Source organism: Parachlamydia sp. AcF125 (assembly GCF_018342475.1).
Taxonomy (GTDB): domain Bacteria; phylum Chlamydiota; class Chlamydiia; order Chlamydiales; family Parachlamydiaceae; genus Parachlamydia.
On record NZ_JAEMUD010000001.1, the window covers coordinates 957642 to 976028 of the forward strand.

The 18387-nt window shown below is 40.2% G+C and carries 15 protein-coding genes and 2 pseudogenes; 12 read left to right on the top strand and 5 right to left on the bottom strand.

Annotated elements, in window-relative coordinates; all coding sequences use genetic code 11:
- Entirely contained in the window at positions 1-363 is a 363-nt protein-coding gene (locus PARA125_RS03770) for a helix-turn-helix domain-containing protein (RefSeq protein WP_213157372.1), read from the bottom strand.
- Entirely contained in the window at positions 341-721 is a 381-nt protein-coding gene (locus PARA125_RS03775; RefSeq protein WP_249274154.1) for a type II toxin-antitoxin system RelE/ParE family toxin, read from the bottom strand. The genes PARA125_RS03770 and PARA125_RS03775 overlap by 23 nt, the downstream gene beginning before the upstream one ends.
- 249 nt (positions 722-970) lie before the next feature.
- Here PARA125_RS03775 and PARA125_RS03780 point away from each other — a divergent pair, with 249 nt between their 5' ends.
- The 5 genes and pseudogenes from PARA125_RS03780 (at position 971) to PARA125_RS03790 (ending at position 4681) form a co-directional block, all read left to right on the top strand.
- Positions 971-1393, top strand: a complete 423-nt coding sequence (locus PARA125_RS03780; RefSeq protein ID WP_249274155.1) for a hypothetical protein — start codon at positions 971-973, stop codon at positions 1391-1393.
- Positions 1394-1437: 44 nt separating this feature from the next.
- Positions 1438-1602 (top strand): hypothetical protein, encoded by a 165-nt coding sequence (locus PARA125_RS09740; protein WP_249274156.1) that lies wholly within the window; start codon positions 1438-1440, stop codon positions 1600-1602.
- A gap of 12 nt (positions 1603-1614) precedes the next feature.
- The gene (locus tag PARA125_RS09745) at positions 1615-1788 is read left to right on the top strand and encodes a winged helix-turn-helix domain-containing protein (RefSeq protein WP_249274157.1); all 174 of its coding nucleotides are present in this window, start codon (positions 1615-1617) and stop codon (positions 1786-1788) included.
- 62 nt (positions 1789-1850) lie between these two features.
- Positions 1851-2387: pseudogene (locus PARA125_RS09750) on the top strand (IS630 family transposase).
- 335 nt (positions 2388-2722) lie between these two features.
- The gene (locus PARA125_RS03790; protein WP_213157374.1) at positions 2723-4681 is read left to right on the top strand and encodes an alkyl/aryl-sulfatase; all 1959 of its coding nucleotides are present in this window, start codon (positions 2723-2725) and stop codon (positions 4679-4681) included.
- A 23-nt stretch (positions 4682-4704) separates the two neighbouring features.
- On the opposite strand, the gene PARA125_RS09945 is transcribed toward PARA125_RS03790, so the two are convergent.
- Entirely contained in the window at positions 4705-4827 is a 123-nt protein-coding gene (locus PARA125_RS09945) for a hypothetical protein (RefSeq protein ID WP_283248329.1), read from the bottom strand.
- Between the two features lie 180 nt (positions 4828-5007).
- A complete protein-coding gene (locus PARA125_RS03795) occupies positions 5008-5256 on the bottom strand; it encodes a hypothetical protein (RefSeq protein ID WP_213157375.1) in 249 nt (82 codons plus the stop codon).
- Positions 5257-5830: 574 nt separating this feature from the next.
- Here PARA125_RS03795 and ltrA point away from each other — a divergent pair.
- The 7 genes and pseudogenes from ltrA to sctE all read left to right on the top strand — a co-directional run bounded on the left by ltrA (position 5831) and on the right by sctE (position 15153).
- Positions 5831-7309 carry a group II intron reverse transcriptase/maturase gene (gene ltrA / locus PARA125_RS03800; RefSeq protein ID WP_349305652.1) on the top strand — a complete coding sequence of 493 codons (1479 nt, stop codon included), beginning with the start codon at positions 5831-5833 and terminating at the stop codon, positions 7307-7309.
- Positions 7310-7392: 83 nt separating this feature from the next.
- Positions 7393-7775 (top strand): annotated as a pseudogene (locus PARA125_RS09755) (transposase family protein); the annotation flags it as partial.
- Positions 7776-8373: 598 nt separating this feature from the next.
- Positions 8374-8658 (top strand): AAA family ATPase, encoded by a 285-nt coding sequence (locus tag PARA125_RS09760; RefSeq protein ID WP_249274158.1) that lies wholly within the window; start codon positions 8374-8376, stop codon positions 8656-8658.
- Between the two features lie 42 nt (positions 8659-8700).
- Positions 8701-9699: an ATP-binding protein gene (locus PARA125_RS03805; RefSeq protein WP_249274159.1), complete on the top strand. Its 999-nt coding sequence runs from the start codon at positions 8701-8703 to the stop codon at positions 9697-9699.
- Between the two features lie 916 nt (positions 9700-10615).
- Positions 10616-10981, top strand: a complete 366-nt coding sequence (locus tag PARA125_RS03810; RefSeq protein ID WP_213157376.1) for a hypothetical protein — start codon at positions 10616-10618, stop codon at positions 10979-10981.
- Positions 10982-11983: 1002 nt separating this feature from the next.
- Positions 11984-12553 (top strand): SycD/LcrH family type III secretion system chaperone, encoded by a 570-nt coding sequence (locus PARA125_RS03815; protein ID WP_213157377.1) that lies wholly within the window; start codon positions 11984-11986, stop codon positions 12551-12553.
- 50 nt (positions 12554-12603) lie between these two features.
- A complete protein-coding gene (sctE, locus tag PARA125_RS03820) occupies positions 12604-15153 on the top strand; it encodes a type III secretion system translocon subunit SseC family protein (protein ID WP_213157378.1) in 2550 nt (849 codons plus the stop codon).
- 395 nt (positions 15154-15548) lie between these two features.
- Here the strand turns inward: sctE and PARA125_RS03825 are convergent, their stop codons facing one another.
- On the bottom strand, positions 15549-18176 hold the full coding sequence (locus tag PARA125_RS03825; RefSeq protein ID WP_213157379.1) for a GTPase: 2628 nt from the start codon (positions 18174-18176) through the stop codon (positions 15549-15551).
- Positions 18177-18387 lie beyond the last annotated feature (211 nt).

Below are 18387 nucleotides of genomic sequence, written 5' to 3' on the forward strand. Positions count from 1 at the left end.
TTACCTTTTTAAGGCAGCTATCCGAGTACTAGAAGCAGATTCGCTAATCCATGTATGGCCTCTTTCTGCTTGAGATTTTGCAGGAGTAATCATAATGCTCACATCCTGCCCCAATTCATTTAAAAAACGAATCAGGCGCTCTAATGAAAAGCTATGTAATCTTCCACGAATTAAAGCTGAGATTTTTGGTTGATCTATTTCTAAAATTTCAGCAGCTTTTTTTTGGGTCAGCTTTTTCTTTTTAATAAGTTTAGCTATTTGGCGAGCGAGCTCCGATTTTGCAAGCGCTTCTTCCGGGTTTTTAATATCTAAGTCGGCAAAAATGTTTCCTGAGCTTTCTTCATATTTGATCCTTCTTTTCATTATTATTCTCCCTTGTTAATTCTTTATATAGAGACTCAGCCTCTTTCAAACGGCGCTTAATTAGGTTCACGTCTTGCTTAGGAGTAGAAATGCCACTTTTTGACTTTTTTTGAAAGGCATGCAATACAAAAATAAACTCTTCCATTTCCACACTGTAAACAACTCGGTATGTTCCAGACCTATCATTTTCCCGAATTTCTATAATTTTAGCGCTTCCCAATCCACTAAGCGTCTTAGCGTGGTTATGCCTCTCACCCATTTGCGCAAGATATAAGCCGTGTCCCATCTCATTTCTTACTTCATCGGGAAATTCTTTGAGGTCTTCTCGGCTTGAACCAATCCAGAACAATCTTTTCATGTGCATGCAGTTCCTAGGTATTTCTATACCTTATTATGCCTAAATAAGCATATTATGGCAAGTGATTGCAACGAAGCTTAGGATGCCGTTATTTCGGGAGGCTTTTCCAAAATCCAATCCTCTCCCGATTTAGTTAAAACCCTCCAAAATATGGCTCCTCATCAGCTTGTTCAACTAAAAAACGCTCACTACAGCCGCGGCGGTAGCGTCACAGGGAATCTACGCAACGTCAATGCCTAGGTAGAAAGTATGATTTTAGGGAGCTTAATTAGTGAGCGTGGATTTCCACCTGGATGGAACCCTGCAGTAGACAACTCGGGCCAAAATGCGATCATCAAAGGCGCTGATCGCGCAGCCTTTGCTAAGCAAGTGAGCAATTACGCTAAAACTCAAACTCCACCCCTTACTCAGGACCAGATCGACCAGATCATGGAAGCTTTTGATAACCACGAGGTGTCTTCTCCTGAGATGGCAGCGCTGGTCAGCAAGCCGAAGCAGGCCGCGATTAGCTCCATTAGCGGCCAGTATGGATTACCTTCTAACTGGACAGCTCCCGTGGGAACCACTCAAAATGCTATGCTGGATGCCTTTTCAGCTAAAGTGGGAACAAATGCCATTAACACGGCCCAAGAAATGCTTTCCAGAGATATTATCAAAAGTTGTGGATCTTAAGATAAGAAGAACGTGATAAGCGCATTTGCGATAGAATCAAAGTCGTGCTGCTTCACGATAAGTGGTGGCCTTTTCCCCAGATTGCAGAAGCTTTATTGCTCTCCGATGAAGCCATCCGAAACCATATCGAAGAGTATAAAATTTCTAAAAAATTAAAACCGCAGAATGGCGGTTCTTTAGAAAAGCTTTCCCATAAACAATCTCGATAGCTTGAAGCCCATTTGCAAGAGCATACTTATCTTTATATCAAAGACATCGTTGCATATGTTCAGATCACTTTCACTGTTACCTACACCATTCACGGTATGAGAAATTGGCTTCAAAGACGCTTTGCATATAAAAAACCTGCAGTCGTACCCGGAAAAGCAAATGAGCAACAACAAAAAAATGGATAGCTGAGTACGAGAAGCTGCGTGCTAGGCTTTCGGCAGATGAAACAATTTGCTTTATGGATGGAGTGCATCCTACACATAATGTACAGTCGACATATGGGTGGATTAAAAAAGGGGTACGTAAAGAAATTCCTACTAATGGAGGAAGGTCTAGGCTTAACCTGTCAAGAGCTTTGGATATGATTGCCTATAAGCTTATCATTCAATCAGATAAGACTTTAAACGCTGATTTAACTATTAGTTTTTTTCGAAGAATCGAGGAGGCTTATCCCGACAAGAGCAGAGTGCACGCATTTTGTGATAATGCCAAATACCATAAAAATCAATTGGTGGAGGAGTAACTTAAAATATTAAAAATAAAACTTCACTTTTTACCTCCTTATAGTCCTAATCTCAATCCCATTGAAAGGCTATGGAAGTGGATGAAAGAGCGAGTGATCTACAATACATACTACCCGGGATTTGAAGAGTTTAAGTCGGCAATTTTTGGTTTTTTCAATCTTCTATCCACCCTTGAACCTGAATCTTTACTAGGCCAATCCTTCAGAAGTCGGATCAGGGATAAATTCAGGTCAATTGGAGCTCCTGCTGCCAATTTTTGAATTTACTTCGGTATAGCTTATGCTTAAGCTACCTTTACGTTAAATTGGCGTTAGTTACTTGCAATTTACATTAATTAATAAAAAAGATAGTTTTGACTATTGAATATAAAAACGCTATTGTTGGCGATTTTCCTTTATATAAGCAAGAAGTTGAATTTAGATTTGGATACTTTTTTTAAAGATTAGAACAATTTATTCAACTGCATTTTGTACAAACAAAATGAAGCTAGACTAAACACTCGATTGGTTTCTCTGTCTGCAAAAGAAAATTGGCAGCGAGGACTCACTTCTTTTATAGGTGAGTTTTGGCCTTTAAGAACTTTGGGGGGGGGGATATGATTAGATACTTTATTTTGCATGGTTTATTAATATTTAGCAGTATGCATCTTTTAGCTGATGCCAGTTCTTTTACACGAGGCCGCAACCTAGACGCCTTAAAACAGTTACCTTTCGATAACAGAGATGATTTTGAGGAAGCAACAAAGGGATTTATTGCCGCTCTTCCAAATGATGGCTTAATTAAAAATAATCAAGGTGAGATTGTCTGGAATTTGCCCGCTTATGGCTTTGTTTCCGAGAAGAGAGAAGAGATTCCTGATACGGCTAATCCAAGTTTATGGCGTCAACTAAAATTATTGCAAAAATCTGGTCTGTTCAGGGTCGTTGATGGAATCTATCAGGTACGCAGTGCCGACCTATCCAATATGACTGTTATTGAGGGGAAAACAGGGTTGATCATCATTGATCCATTGTTATCTAAAGAAACCGCAAAAGCAGCTATTGATCTATATTATGCAAATCGTCCTAAAAAAGAGATAAAAGCTGTGATTTATACACACAGCCATGCTGACCATTTTGGAGGCGTTAAGGGAGTTATTTCTCAGGCTGATGTAGATGCTAAAAAAGTAGAAGTTATTGCTCCATATGGTTTCACAGAAGCTGCTTTGAATGAAAATATTATGGCTGGCAATGCAATGACAAGACGGGCCATGTATATGTATGGCTCTCTACTAAAGCCAGGCCCTGAAGGGCAATTATCCGCAGGATTGGGTTTAACAACCTCTAGCGGAGAAACAACCTTAATACTCCCCACGTATTTAGTGACAAAAACTGGAGAAGAAATGACGATCGACGGAGTCAAGTTTGTGTTTTTAATGGCTCCAGGATCTGAAGCGCCTGCAGAGATGCTTTTTTTCTTACCAGAATTTAAGGCTCTTGCTGCTGCTGAAGATGCGACTCATACAATGCACAATCTATACACATTGCGAGGAGCAAAAGTACGTGATGCAAGGGCTTGGGCAAGTTATTTAAATCAAGCAATCGAAATGTTTGGCGCTCAAACTGAAGTTGTTTTTGCACAACATCATTGGCCAAAATGGGGAAATGAACGAGTTATAGACTTCATCGAAAAGCAACGTGATATGTATAAATACATTCACGATCAAAGCTTACGCTTGGCTAATCAAGGTTTTAATATGGTTGAAATTGGAGAAATGATTCAAATGCCTGATAGCTTAGCTAAAGAATGGTATAATCGGGGATATTATGGCAGCTTAAATCATAATGCAAAATCTGTTTACAATTTTTATTTAGGTTGGTTTAGCGGAAACCCCTCGACATTACATCCTCTCCCAATAGTAGAAGCAAGTAAAAAGGAAGTTGAGTATATGGGAGGAGCTGATGCTATCCTTGAAAAATCAAAAAAAGATTTCGACAAAGGAAATTATCGTTGGGTAGCGCAGGTTCTAAATTACCTTGTCTATGCAGAGCCACACAATAAACAGGCTAAAAATTTATTAGCTGATACTTTAGAACAATTAGGCTATCAAGCAGAAAACGGAACTTGGCGTAATTTTTATCTTTCAGGAGCTAAAGAATTAAGAGAAGGAGTTAATCTAATGGCAACAGCGAATACTCTAAGCCCTGATATGATTTCTTCTATGCCAATTGAGAATTTTTTTGATTATTTATCCATTAAATTAAATGGGTTAAAGGCTGCTGAAAATCCGATGAGCATCAATTTTGAGCTTCCAGATCAGGATAAGAAATATTTTATTCAAATCAAAAACGGAGTATTGCATTATTTCTCTAATAAAAATCAGGATGCCGCAGATTTATCTATTACAATCAATCGTAAAGATCTAGATTCTCTTATTATTGGGAAAACAACCATTGATGGCTTGACAAAGGCAGGCAAGTTATCCATCAAAGGAGAAAAAGGAAATTTTCAAAGGTTTCTATCCTTATTTGATAAATTTAATCCTTGGTTTAATCTTGTTGAGCCAATTAACTAGTCCGCTTAATTGAACAATAATAATCAATTAATCGGCCTTCCCGTTTTAAGCTCATCTTTTCTTTTAGGAAAAGGAGCTTCTCTTTCGTTTTCTAGGGCATCAATAGCTTTGGAGAAAGCTTCAGCTTCTCCTGCTAAGGATGCCACTTAATAGTCGCCACATCTGAATCGCTACAGCGGTTCCTTTGATTCTTTCAAATTTTTGTATCCATCAGGTCGCGGGGATTGTCGGCTAGTGGCAGGACGCTTTCTCAGATTTGCTTCCTGTCTTTCTGCGGGATTTTTGCAAGGTCTTTCAGGTAGCGCTTGTTGAACTGGACTTTGTCCTTATTCGGCATCGTCCCATCCAGCTAGTCGCGTGGCGTCGCTGAAGTCAATCAGGTCACTGTCTTTCATTTCACCTAGGCGTATATCGGCCTTTTTGGCTAGTTGGTGGTCTTCGTATTCTTCGATCTCCCGAATAAGCAGATCAGAAGCGAAATCTTTCAAGGATTGTCCTTTCTTGGCGCAAAGCATCTTGAGATAAGGATAATGCTCCCTAGGGAACTCGAAATTTAGTCGAACAGTATTTTTCATGGGATTTCTCCTTTTCCTTCATTATAGCAAAAGTGATTAAATGAGTAATCTTGGGCTATTGAAAGAAGAATCCTGGGGCAAGCCCCACCAAAAAAGAGATAGTTTGCCAGGATGCTGAGGTACCAGATTACCAGAGAAGAAGTCTCAGAAACGTCTATTGAAAGATCAAAAAAAAGCAAAAACGTTTCTACTCAGGCAAAAAGAAAAAACACAGAAAGCGCCGATTAAAATCGGCTTAGAGTTGCGGATGTAAGAGCCGCACGTTGAAGATTACAGCAAAATCACAACGGCCACGAGTCATGCGCGGATAAGCGAGAGGTTATACGCGAAGCGTTAGACAGTGGTATACACAGGTTAGGTATTGAGCCCCGAAAATTTCTTAGATCAGAATGCCGACGTGTTTGTGTTCATCGGAAGGCAACACTGTTGACATCGATAATGCGAGATGTAAACAGATTCTGCGTGGTCGAAGACCCTATACATGTGTAGAAACTTTAAGCCCGGGAATCGGGAGATCCTGCAACTGGCCATGAAAACTCATGGTCCGCGTTGAAAATCCAAATGGAGCAAAGCAATGATGAACAGTTGCAGGAAGTCGGACAAATCCGTAGTACCTGAGAAGCCCTCGAACAAACCTGACAAAGTGGGAAAGGAGAGGATGGAGGGAAGGGATTTGCCCAAGGAGAATAGGCGGCCGCAAAACATGCTCCGGACACAGTGCCGGGAAGGTGTGCTCAATGAGCTGTTGCTTATACATCGAAAAGCGAAAGCGGAGAGAAGATTAAAATTCACGACCCTGATGCACCATATATACAACATCAATATGCTGAGGATGTCATATCTTGAGATAAAGAGAGATGCAGCCCCGGGTGTCGACAAGGAAACATGGGAAAGCTACGGAAGAGACCTGGAGGGAAACCTCACAATTCTCTCCAAGCAACTTAAAACTGGAGCATATAAAGCGAAAGCTGTAAGAAGAGTGTACATACCTAAAGCCGATGGAAAACAAAGGCCACTAGGGGTAACTGCGTTGGAAGACAAAATCGTCCAAAGAGCAACAGTAGCAGTACTGAACACAATCTACGAAGCAGATTTTCAGGGATTCTCGTACGGATTTCGACCGAAGCGCAGTCAGCATCAAGCGTTGGATGCCCTATACGTTGGAATATACACGAGGAAAGTGAATTATGTGTTCGATGCAGACATTCGAGATTTCTTTAACAAAATAAATCGAGAATGGCTAATAAAATTTATTGAACACCGTATTGCGGACAAAAGAGTAGTGCGACTCATCCAGAAATGGCTGAACGCGGGAATATTGGAAGAGGGAAAGATCATATACAATGAACAGGGGACTCCGCAGGGTTCGAGTGCTTCACCGCTACTTGCAAACGTGTTCTTGCACTATGTATATGACATGTGGATCCAACAATGGAGGAAACAAAAAGCGTGTGGCAATGTAGTTGTTATACGTTTTGCCGATGATACCGTAGTGGGATTCCAATACGAATCGGATGCCAGACAATTTCATGAAGAATTAAAGGAGAGATTCCTAAAATTTGGATTGGAGCTACATCCTGAGAAAACGCGACTCATTGAATTCGGGCGATTTGCATCAGAAAACAGAAAGACGCGAGGAGAGGGAAAACCAGATACATTCACATTTCTTGGATTTACACATATTTGTGGAAGAACCAGAAAGGATGGAAAATTCACAATCTGGAGGCATACAATAAAGAAGAAAATGCAGAAGAAGTTAAAAGAGGTCAAAGATGAACTCAAGAAACGCATGCATGACCCTATCCAAGAAGTTGGTCAATGGCTTAAAGCAGTGATAACAGGGCACTATAGATACTATGGAGTACCTGGAAACTATAAAGCAATGCAAGATTTCAGACATTTAATAGGACAGAAATGGAAACACTCTCTCAAAAGGAGAAGCCAGAAAGCAAATATTACATGGGAGAAATTAGGAAAACTGATTGACCAATGGCTACCACAGCCGAAAATATGGCATAAATATCCGAGTGAGCGAATCGGTGTTATTATCTAAGGGAAGAGCCGTATGCGGTAATTCCGCACGTACGGATCTGTACGGGGGGTGTTGAGTAATCGACATTCCTACCGTAACCTTTAAAGGTTGCAGTGGATAAGAAGCGACAGCAAATCATTTGCACCGCATTTTCTGAGGGCCGACGGTATGATTTTCGATTGTTCAAAGAGTCAAAAATTCGCATTCATCCCTCGGTAAGCGTATTGATTGATAGCGGATATCAAGGCCTGTAGAGGTTACATACTAAGACGCAAATGTCAAAAAAAGGAGAAAAACGCATCTGCTCACAAAGGAGGACAAGCAAAATAACCGCTAACTTTCCAATGAACGTGCGCTTAATGGAAATGTTATCGGCAGCCTGAAGCGGTTCAAGATCATCTCCATTCGGTATAGGAATAGGCGGAAGAGGCCCTTTCTTCGTTTTAATTTATTTGCAAGGATTTATAATTTAGAACTCGCCCAGTGAATTTCGAAAGAGGTCCATGGTAGTGGCAGGAAGGCTTCATCTAAGCGCCAAAGAGTCTCCTGAAATGAAATCCCTGCATGAGGTGGAAAAGGGCCTTAAAGCTTTTGAACGTTTGAAAGACCCGTTGACAATATCTCTTAATTTTGAGGATAGGGGATTATCTTTTCTCTTTTTTGTCTTTAAATCACAGAATTACAAAAACTTAACTTTCACTTCATAGAGAGTGAGAAAGGCTGTTTTATTATACAGTTCAGACTTGATAAGATATTGGCCCCTTTAACGTAGTGGTCCTTTGGTAGGCGAGAAATGCCAACAGGTTCTTCCATTTTTATTGTATAAAGCTTTTCTTCTATTGCTTTCTCGGCAATTAAAATTGAGATGGTATTTTTTAAATCGAGCTATTCTTACGTCAATTTTGAAGAGGAGAAAAAACGCAGGCAAGATACCTGTAACCAAGATAAAGAGCAAAAAAGGAAAGCAAAAGCATGGCTGCCTGCTGATTTACCCCATAAAACTGACAAAATTTGTTGAGATTAACCCTGTAAAATTGACAAAAAACGCCTAAAATTAGGGGATAAACTAGAAAAAGGTATTACTAATGAAACGCGATATAGAAAGGCATTTTATTGCATGGAAAACGTCCCCGATCAGAGCACCGCTTCTTTTGTGGGGAGCAAGACAGGTTGGCAAGAGCTGGATTGTCGAGAAATTTAGTAGGGAACAGTTTGAAAATTTGGTTGTGGTTAATTTTGAGCAGAGACCCGAAGCAATTGCTTGCTTCGGCACGCTTTTGCCTGAAAAAATAGTGGCTGACCTTGAACTTTTTACCAATTCTATCATTCGTACGGGTAAAACCCTTCTATTTTTAGTTGAAATCCAATAGTGCCCACAGGCAATTTTGGCGCTCCGTTACTTTAAAGAGCAAATGCCCGATCTTCACGTAATAAGAGCAGGTTCTTTATTAGAGTTCGTGCTTAACGATGAAAATTTTTCTATGCCAATTGGACGTATCCAATTTCTCTATTTGAGGCCTCTATCCTTTTATGAATTCTTAAGTGCGCTAGGTAGGGAAAACCTTCGCGATTATCTATCCACAGTATCCCTGCAGGACCTCCCTTCACAAGTGATTCATGAAGAGTTATTAAAGCTAGTGAGAGAATACGTATCCCTTGGTGGAATGCCTGCTGTCATTGCTGCTTATCTTCAAACCAAAAGTCTTTATCAAGCTCAAGGTGTTCAATCCGGCCTCTTATCTACTTATCGGCGGGATTTTGGAAAATATGCAACAAAAGCCAAGCACAAATATTTAAGCTTGCTCTTCGAAAAATCACCCAGCTTAGTTGGAACGTGGTTTAAATATGCTAAAATTGATCCGACCATACCTCCTCGAGAGATTAAAGCTGCCTTACAACAGCTTTGTTACGCAGGGCTTCTTTACCAAGTCCATCACACATCGGCTTCTGGATTGCCGCTCATCGCAACTCTGAATGAAAAGAAGTTCAAAATCCTATTTCTGGACGTAGGGCTTGTTAAGAAGGCTTGCTTTTTAGATACAGCTCTTCTTTTTAAAGAAGATATCATGCTGATTAATCAAGGGGTATTGACGGAGCAGCTTGTAGGGCAAGAGTTGCTTGCTTACTCAAACTGCAAAGAGGAAGGGCGTTTATTCTTTTGGGTGAGGGAACAAAAAAGCAGTAGTGCAGAAGTCGATTTTGTGATTTCTATAGGCAATAAAGTTATTCCAATAGAAGTTAAGGCCGGTAGTACAGGCGGGTTAAAATCGTTGAAAATTTTCATTGAAGAAAAAAATTCCACAATTGGTGTACGCATTTCCGCTAATCCGTTATCTCTTGAGAACAAAGTGCTTTCCATTCCTTTTTATCTCATTGGAGAGCTTTCAAGACTCCTCTCAGAGTTACAATAGATCTCTTGCGACGTTTCTTGGATTTATCTTTCTTGCCTTTACTCTATCTTTTTTATTTATTGATTTTTATTTTTTTAAGTAACAAATTATTGCTTGTAGGTGTTTTTTTATTTTTATTCTAGCCCTAATTCGCATACTAAATAGATATTAGCGATTATTGCTAAATACCAAATACAATGAGCGAGAGTATGAGTATTAAGATAAAGATGACAGCACTTACTGATACCAGTGGCCAGGTTAGCAATATAATCCCCTCAGGAGAAATGCAAGCTATAATTGGCTACATTGAGAGCCGCAATGTTACAACTGCTTTGAAGTTTATCGCTTGTATGGAATGCTTGTCCTAAATTCTTCATACTAAAGGAACCTTTCAAGTAAGATGGGAAAGCATTTTAAGGGAAAAAATTTTTGAGTTAGCCGAAGCAGAGCCTGCCGAAGTACGCCAAGCTATTAAAGCTAGCTCAATCAAATAGGAAGAGAAATTATCTCCTACTATCAAAAAAAATAAAGTACTTGACAAATGGCATATCCCTACTGCCTCATCCAGTAGGTCACCACCTTTTTGAAACTTATGGAAATAATAGAAATTTAGATGGCACGTATCTTTTAGGGGGGGCTACAGCCTCTTTTACGAGAAGTCTATCCTCTATTTTTGGCCTTACTTCTACTACAGAGGTGCAAGGCGCAGGTGCTGCGAATATGTTTGTAGAGGAAGCCTCATGCTTTTGCCAGCAGCCAACTCTGTTGTTCAAGCGTTTGGGGAGGAGCCTTAAGTTTTTAAAGGGATCGCTTATAAAAAGAGGAAAGTTTACAGCTTGGACGAGCGAGCTAGAATGAAAGATAGCTTTATCGTCCTACCAAAAAAATTAACAATTTTTAAGGTTTTAAAGAGAGCTACAGAAGAAAAGGGGAGGAAATGATGAATTATATCTTAGGATGTTTCAAGCCTTATCAAGAATATAGGGGTTTAGAGAAAAAGGGGAATGATAGGGGAGTAGAAGAGTTGCAGCAATGGATTGAAGCCCATCCGGTAAATGATTCCATTCAAAGGCTATCTACCGCTAAAACTGTTAATAAGTACGTGAAAGAACTTTTGGATAGCTTAAAGAGTGTTCCCGTGACGTCTTCAAATATCGAGACATTAAAAAAGCATTTGGTTTTGATTGCCCAGCAAAATGACGGGGTTCGGCGCAGGTTAGTTAAAGGCATTTCTTGCCTTAAGGCGGAGGAATCTCTCCGCTCTGAGTTGAGAATTAAGCTGATTCTCACTTGTGCGCATTAGCCTAGTTAAAAAATAAGCAACTATGTTTAATCCTCCCTTGGATTGCACAACTCCCGCTCCGCTCTTTCCGGCTCAATTTTTACTCTGCGACTAGGCTTCCACCCCTTTTTTGACAGCTGCTCTTTCCATTTTTCAAGCCTCTTACTGGCAAACAAACGCGCTTCCAATATAACAGCGGGTGATTTATCAACAATCCCTCTACCCATGAGGGAGCCATTTTTCTAGCCGTAAATGTCAAATTTATACGGGTGGCTATCTTAGGATATAAAGCCCGATTTTTGCGGCCATCTTTCTCTACTTTTTAAAAAACATAAGGTTTTCCTCCAGCGATTTTTGACATTTCAACCGCCCTTTTGCTGAGCCTAAGGAGGAGTGACAAACGAAAGAAATGAAGAATTATCTGCAAGTGGCATTTTACTCATCTCACGGATAGAGTGGGAGAGGTTTGTGCAAAAGGAGCAGGGCTATTTGCACGAACTCTTCTCATTCCTAAGGAGAAATGAGCGAAAGTTTCTCAATACTTCAAACAATAGGCTTTAAAAAATTAATTAATATATGCTAATGGTTTGAAGAATTCATATAAACGAGATTTCAGGAGATCCTCCTACAACGTTCTAGCAAAGCCCATAATTTTGTCGATAGCAACTATGATGCGTTCCTTCATAACTGCGAAAAAGGAAATTCAAAGACAAAGGGAGAACATAACGTTTGCCTGATTGCCGCAGCTGCTTTTACTCATACTTATCGGGATAATAAATCGGCAACCATGATGAGCCATTAACTCAATATGCCCTATTACTCCGGCGCGCTCCCTGCCTCCATCTTGAGACATTCAGGAATCCCTGATGTGGGGAACGCTCTTCAGGCTCGATAGGTTCCTTTTTCGTTAATCCAAGGAGAATAAAAACACCTAGGGTAAAACAAGGATAGCATTTTTATTCAGCGGGAAAAGATGGATTCAATCAATAAATATGTATTTTGAAAGTATAAGGAGAACCCCTGATGAAAGGTGAACAAAGCCAAATGAAAAAAGCCACCGCGCAAGTGGGAGCTGAATTAAAGGAAGAAAAAATCAAAGAAGTTAAAGTCGCCCCAGAAAATGGGGTGAAGAGGGGGCTTGCTCCCAAAGACTTGATGGGGATGAACGATGCCTCGGTCGAAGGAATTTATGGGCAAGCTTATCACCTATACAATACGGGCAAGTACAAGGATGCCTCTCATCTATTTCGCTTACTCATCATGTTGAATGGAACAGAATCCAAATATTCCATGGGATTAGCGGCCAGCTATCACATGCTAAAAGCCTATGAAAGTGCTGTGCAAGTGTATGCCATTTGTGCCTTATTAGATCCTGAAAATCCGATTCCCCATTACCATTCTTCGGATTGTTATATCCAAATGGGAGATAAAGTCTCAGCCATGATCGCTTTAAAAATGGCTCTAGAGCGCGCAGGCAATAAGCCACAATATGCGCCCTTAAAAGATCGCACAACTTTGACAATTAAAAGTTTGCAAAAAGAAATTGATAAGATTTACAAACAAATTGCAGAGACAAACCAACCGATTTCATAAGCCCGATCATTTTTTTAAGGCCTCATACTGCAACACTTTAGGAGAATCGCATGGATGATATTAATATTTCGTCACAGGGACAACAAACCAATTGGAACGTAGCTACAAATGAAGCGGAAGACGCAAAAGCTACAGCAGATGTCGCGAAAGGCGCTGCTACTCAAGATTCACTCAATCAAGCAGAAGGGACACAAGGCGCGCCTAAAAATTATCAGCAGCTCCCTAATGCCCCTGCGTTAGAAACTCCCTCTGAAAATGGGGTTCCCTTTAAGCCAATGAACATGAACGAAGCTTCCCAAATGTTCAACACCTCTCAGACTCCCGAGCAATTGTTGAATAGTTTGGTAGAAGGAGGTCTCGCAGAAGCATTCCTCAACGGGGATTTTTCCGATTCGGATGTAGCAAAAGCCTTTACCCAGTATGCTAATCCAGCAAGATCTAAGTCATCCGTCAATCCGCAAGTTAAGACTAAGCTCGATGAAGTTGTGAACCAGGCTAAGCAACAAGTTGAGCAATTAACTAAACAAACTCCTAATCAATCTACAGCCCAATCTCAGGCAGCCCAACAACTTCAAGATACAGCTAACCAAACCTACGAGAATGCTTTCAAAGCTGCAGTGAAGCAAGCCGTGGCTCAAATGGGGTTGCCTGAAGAGGAGGCTCAACAACTTACTGCAAAAACATTGTTCGCGCATGCACATCCCGAAGCTGCCACGCAACCTGCCGATGAATTAGCGAGCCAGCTTGAAAAGCAAGTGAGTGAACAAGTTAAGCAAGAGTTGGGCTTATCTGACGATTGGCAATTTTCTGCCGACAGCTCTTCCTTCGATGCGCAGCTGGCAAGTGATTATAATGCGGCTTATGATGCCGTTATTTCAGGAGACTTTTCCAAAATCCAATCCTCTCCCGATTTAGTCAAGACCCTCCAAAATATGACTCCTCAGCAGCTTGCTCTGCTTAAGAACGCTCACTATAACCCTGGTGGTAGCGTCGCAGGTAATCTACGCGATGTCAATGCACAGTTAGAAAGCATGATTTTAGGGAACTTAATTAACGAGTATGGATTTCCAGCCGGGTGGAAGCCTGCAGTAGACAACTCGAGTCAAAATGCGATCATCAAAGGCGCTTACCGCGCAGCCTTTGCCCAGCAAGTGAGCAATTACTCTAAAAATCAAAATCCGCCTCTTACCCAAGACCAGATCGACCAGATTATGGAAGATTTTGATAACCCCGAGGTGGCTTCTCCTGAGATGAAAGCTTTAATCAGCAAGCTAAAACAGGCTGCAATTAGCTCAATTAGCGACCAGTATGGATTATCTTCTGACTGGGCAGCTCCTGTGGGGGCCACTCAAAATGCCATGCTGGATGCCTTTTCAGCCAAAGTGGGAATAAATGCCATCAACACGGCCCATGAAATGGTCTCCAATGTGAAAACCCTAGCTCTAGATTTGCCGAATGTTCCCATGAGAGCTGAGGTTTTGGATTTCATGAAAGCTATCAGCGATGCTCTAACACAGCTCCAGCAGCAGATTTACCTGATCCAAAACCTGGATGCCATTAAATCCAAAGATTTAGGAAAAGCTGAGCTGGATATCCAGCTGAACAAGCTCGAAAAGCAAAAAGAGGAAATGAAGAAACAAAGAGAATCGGCTAAACCTGGGCTTGGGTTTTTGAATGTGCTTATGAAAATCTTTGCCCCTATCATGGCAATCGTATCGGTAATCATTGCGGTTTTTACGATGGGAGCTGGTGGTATGCTTGGTTTAGCTATAGCAGCCGCTGCTCTCGCTTACACAGTGGCAGACCAAGTCCTCACTTCCAGTGGAAAACCAGGAGTGATGTCTTATGTAATGAAAGCTTTGACAGAGTTGATTAAGGCCATTATCCCTGGGCCCAGTGCTTTACGAACGGCATTGGATATGATTATTAAAGCTGTGGTGATTATTGCCTTAGCGGCTTTAATGATGACCGCTAACCCGATGGTGGGAATGACGATAGGAATACAAGCCATTGGGCAAGCCACCATGGAAAGCAACATCATCCAAAATCTAGTAAAATTCATGGGTGGAGATGAGATGGCGCAGCAAATTGCGGCGATGGTATTAGTCACCGTGGCAACCGTGGTGGCCTCGATAGCCTTTATGATCTTTACTTTCTTTATCCAGGCCGAATTGATCCCCCAGCAAATCGCCGAAACAGTCGCGAATGTGGCAAGAACTCTTATTCAACAGCTGACCAAAATGGCCCAACTAGCAGAAAGAGTGGCGAATATGATCCTTAAGTTTGCAAACTCGAAACTAATGGATATTGCCCAGATCGCTGTTCAGCTTTTGTCAAATGGCTTAGATGCTGCTTATAGTGGGGTTCAAATTCGCTCCCAGCTAAAACAAGCCGCCCTTGCCTTAGAGAAAGCTGACCTTGAGGCAGACATACAGGTGATGAATGCCATGATTAAGTTGCTCCGTAAAATCATTGATAGCCTGACTTCCGGGATGCCTATCCAATCAGAAGCCATCTCTGAAATTGCCACATTTAAAACACACCTTTGGAGCAGCCAAAGCCAAATTACAACCAATATAGCCAATTCAGGAGCTGCTTAAAAGCGGCTCTTCCAATTAGGAGCGGGAGGGTGAAGAAGAGGTGTAACCAAAAAAAAGGTTTTAACAGTCAGGAAAGCCAGCTTTTCCCTTAAGTCTTCGTACATGTCTTCTTCATCTGCTTTTATTTTTATTTTCAATTCCAGGCTTATCTTTTTTTGCAAATCTGATATATAAGTATCACGCTCAGAGAGACATTTTCACAGTTTATAGATGAGCGTTTTAGAAGGCTTATTGTTAAATGGATTAAAAAGGCCTGTGAGAAAAAAAGCTTTGTTAACATGAGTTTTTCTAAGCTGATTTGGGCCTAAAAATGGGACAAGTTCATTGTAATAAAAAGCTTCTGCAAGCAATTTTTTACTGGCAGAAGCCCATAAAGACATGCTTATTTTGTAAAATTAACTTTCTAAAAGAGGTTCTTCTGAAGGATTAACATTGGATAAAAACTGAGCAAATATGCCTTTTGCTGGATCGATGCGTGATTTGCCCGAATCCTCAGTTGATGGGTTAAGCTTTAATTGTTGAACAATTTTTCCAATCAGCTGACAAAACTCATGATACGTGGCAAGATTTGAGTCCACCTTCTTAAGCTCTTTTTCTAGTTCTTTTCGAACATTTTTTAACTGCTCTAAAGTCTTCCTATCTTCCTCAATTCTTTGCTTATCTTTTTCTATTAATTCTCCAATACCCTTTTCATAATCCTTTAAGCGATTTTCGAGATCTGTCAGGTGATTCTCATGCTCCTTTTGTTGAGCTTCAAGTCCTGCTAATTGCACATTGATACTTTGAATTGTTTGAAGTGTGGCAGGAAGGTCTTTTGTCTTCGCAAAAAGTTTAGCTTTAGCCTTGCGGTCTTGCTTATACCAATACCATCGCGGGGTATAAATGGCCTCGTATTTTCCTTTATCTAATTCCTTTCCATTGATCACCTTGAATTCTCCGCCTTCCCACCCATCTTTTTCTCCCCATCCAATTTCCGGACGTAACTTTACTTCGACGATTGGAGTTTGCCCTTCTTGTTTAAAAGAGTAGGTTTTGGGAAAATACCGCCTCCAAAAAGATTGCGTGTGAACTTTTTGTCCAATGCGTTTCCAAAATACCACTGTCTCGTTGGTGCTTAAATCTTTTTTTTCCTTTTCCAGCTCCTCAATTTGCTTTTTCAGCTCAGCCTGCTTTTTTTTAGCTTCTTCAATCTGTTTTTGGATATCTTTATACTCGCTTTGTGTTTGGCTAATTAGATCCCTTTCATTACCCGATTTTGAATTAATTCTTTGCTCTGCTAGCTCTATATGCTTTTCAATATCCGCAATAAAGCTAATATTTATATCAAGTCGGATCCAGTATCCCTTTTTCTTTAAATACAAAGAATTAAAGTAAGCGGCTATTCCTGATAAACCGGCTTTCAATTTTTGGAAATTAATATCCTTAGAAGGTGAAGGATTAAAAGCAAGGGGGTGAGATAATGGATGCTTTTTAAGGTATTCTTCCATTTTTTCCCGAGAATCATCTTGGAAAATGTCGACCACCCTAACATTTTTTAATTCTTGCACCTTCTTTAAAAGGGTGATTTCTTCTTGAATTTCTACAACCCTAGGAGAAAGCAGACTGAGGAATTCTTTCTGAGTTTCTCTGAATTGTTTAAGTATTCCTTCAGAGGCTTTTGCTTCTTCTAATCTCATTTCGATTTCTTCAAGCTGCTTTATTATCTCTCTAAATTCTTTTGTCCCGGGTGACTTTTCTTGAACTTCCTTACCACAGTTGCCCTTTTCATGCAGGTTAGCTACTTCTTTAAGTTCTTCTGCTTCTGCTTCTGCTGATTTTACTTGAACCTCTTCGCTCGAATCAATCATTTCGAATTGTTTAATTATTTCAGATTCTTCTTCCATTAACGAATTTTGTTTAACTTCTTCTTTACTTGATCCAATAATTTTAGCTTCGCCTTCCTGAGGTCCTCGCAATTTCTTTTGAATTATTTTAATTTTATTAAATATTTTTTCGACCTGAATTGGGTCTTTTCCTCCTCTTTTTAAAATTATATCTCTGTCTTCTTCGAGCCCTATGATAGCTCGCGCGATTTCCTCCTCTATTTCTTCTTGGCTTGAACGATGATTGATTCTTCGGTTTTTCAAAAAATCATTAACTACGAAGAGAATGGAAGGGAGGGTATTTTCATCCACAGGCTCTTCCACCATTCTTTTTATTTTTTTTATTAGGTTGAGAAAACCGTGAGCTCTTGTGTCTTCGAATGCCGTTGAGTTAATCACTGCAATTAGCCGTTTTGGCTCATAAATGCTGGCAGCCATACCGATTGCCACGCTATTGCAAAGTTTTTCTGCAGACCCTGCAGTATCAAAAAAGCCTGCTGTATCCACATATTTTCCGTAAGCAATGGCTCCTTTTGTTTCGGAATTAAAATTGCCTAGTTTTGGATAATTACCAGCATTTTCTTTGTCTTCATAATCGGCTGCATACATGGTTACCTGTCTTTTAGTGTTAGCTGTCTCGCTTGTAACCTTTCCAAAAGTTATTTTGGCTCCTTGTAAATATCCAATAAAGGTACTTTTACCGGCCCCCGTATTCCCTATCACCATAGCATACTCTTGGCCTTGTTCTTTTTTTAATTCTCTCTCCAACATTTTTGAAAAGACAGATTCTATGGATATTAATAAGTCTTCGAGAGCAATTTTACCTAATTCTTCTGGCAACAGGCGAGCATGCTGCATTATTTGGGATGCAAGCTTGTTAAAATTTTTGGTAGGGTTCTCTTCTAGGCCTTCTTCTTTTGATAAGGCGATAGTTCCAGAAGAGGTGGCTGCTTCTAAATCGGCTGGATGCTTTTCAGTCTTTTTGTTTGAAAAAGGACTAAGTTTGGTAAATTGGTTATATCCATGACTGAAAAAAATAATTGTACGATCTGCAATAGCCGCAACTGTCGTTTGTTGATTAGCTAATTTAGCGTCCTCAACTTTTTTTTCGGATACTTTAGGGTGGCTTCCAGCTGTTGTTAAAGTTATACCTGGCAACATAAATACCTCCATATTGAAAAAGTTAATTTAATGATCTAATAAAATAAATTTTCGTAAAAAGAAAGAAAAATTTGATAGAAAATTAAATTTTTGTTTTATCCCTTTGTTTGTCAAATAGATAAATAGATTAAATTCTTAGCAATACGTGTTGAGTAGTTAAAAATATTTGCTTTCGAATAAATGTTTATCTTAAACAGTTCAAGAAGGAATT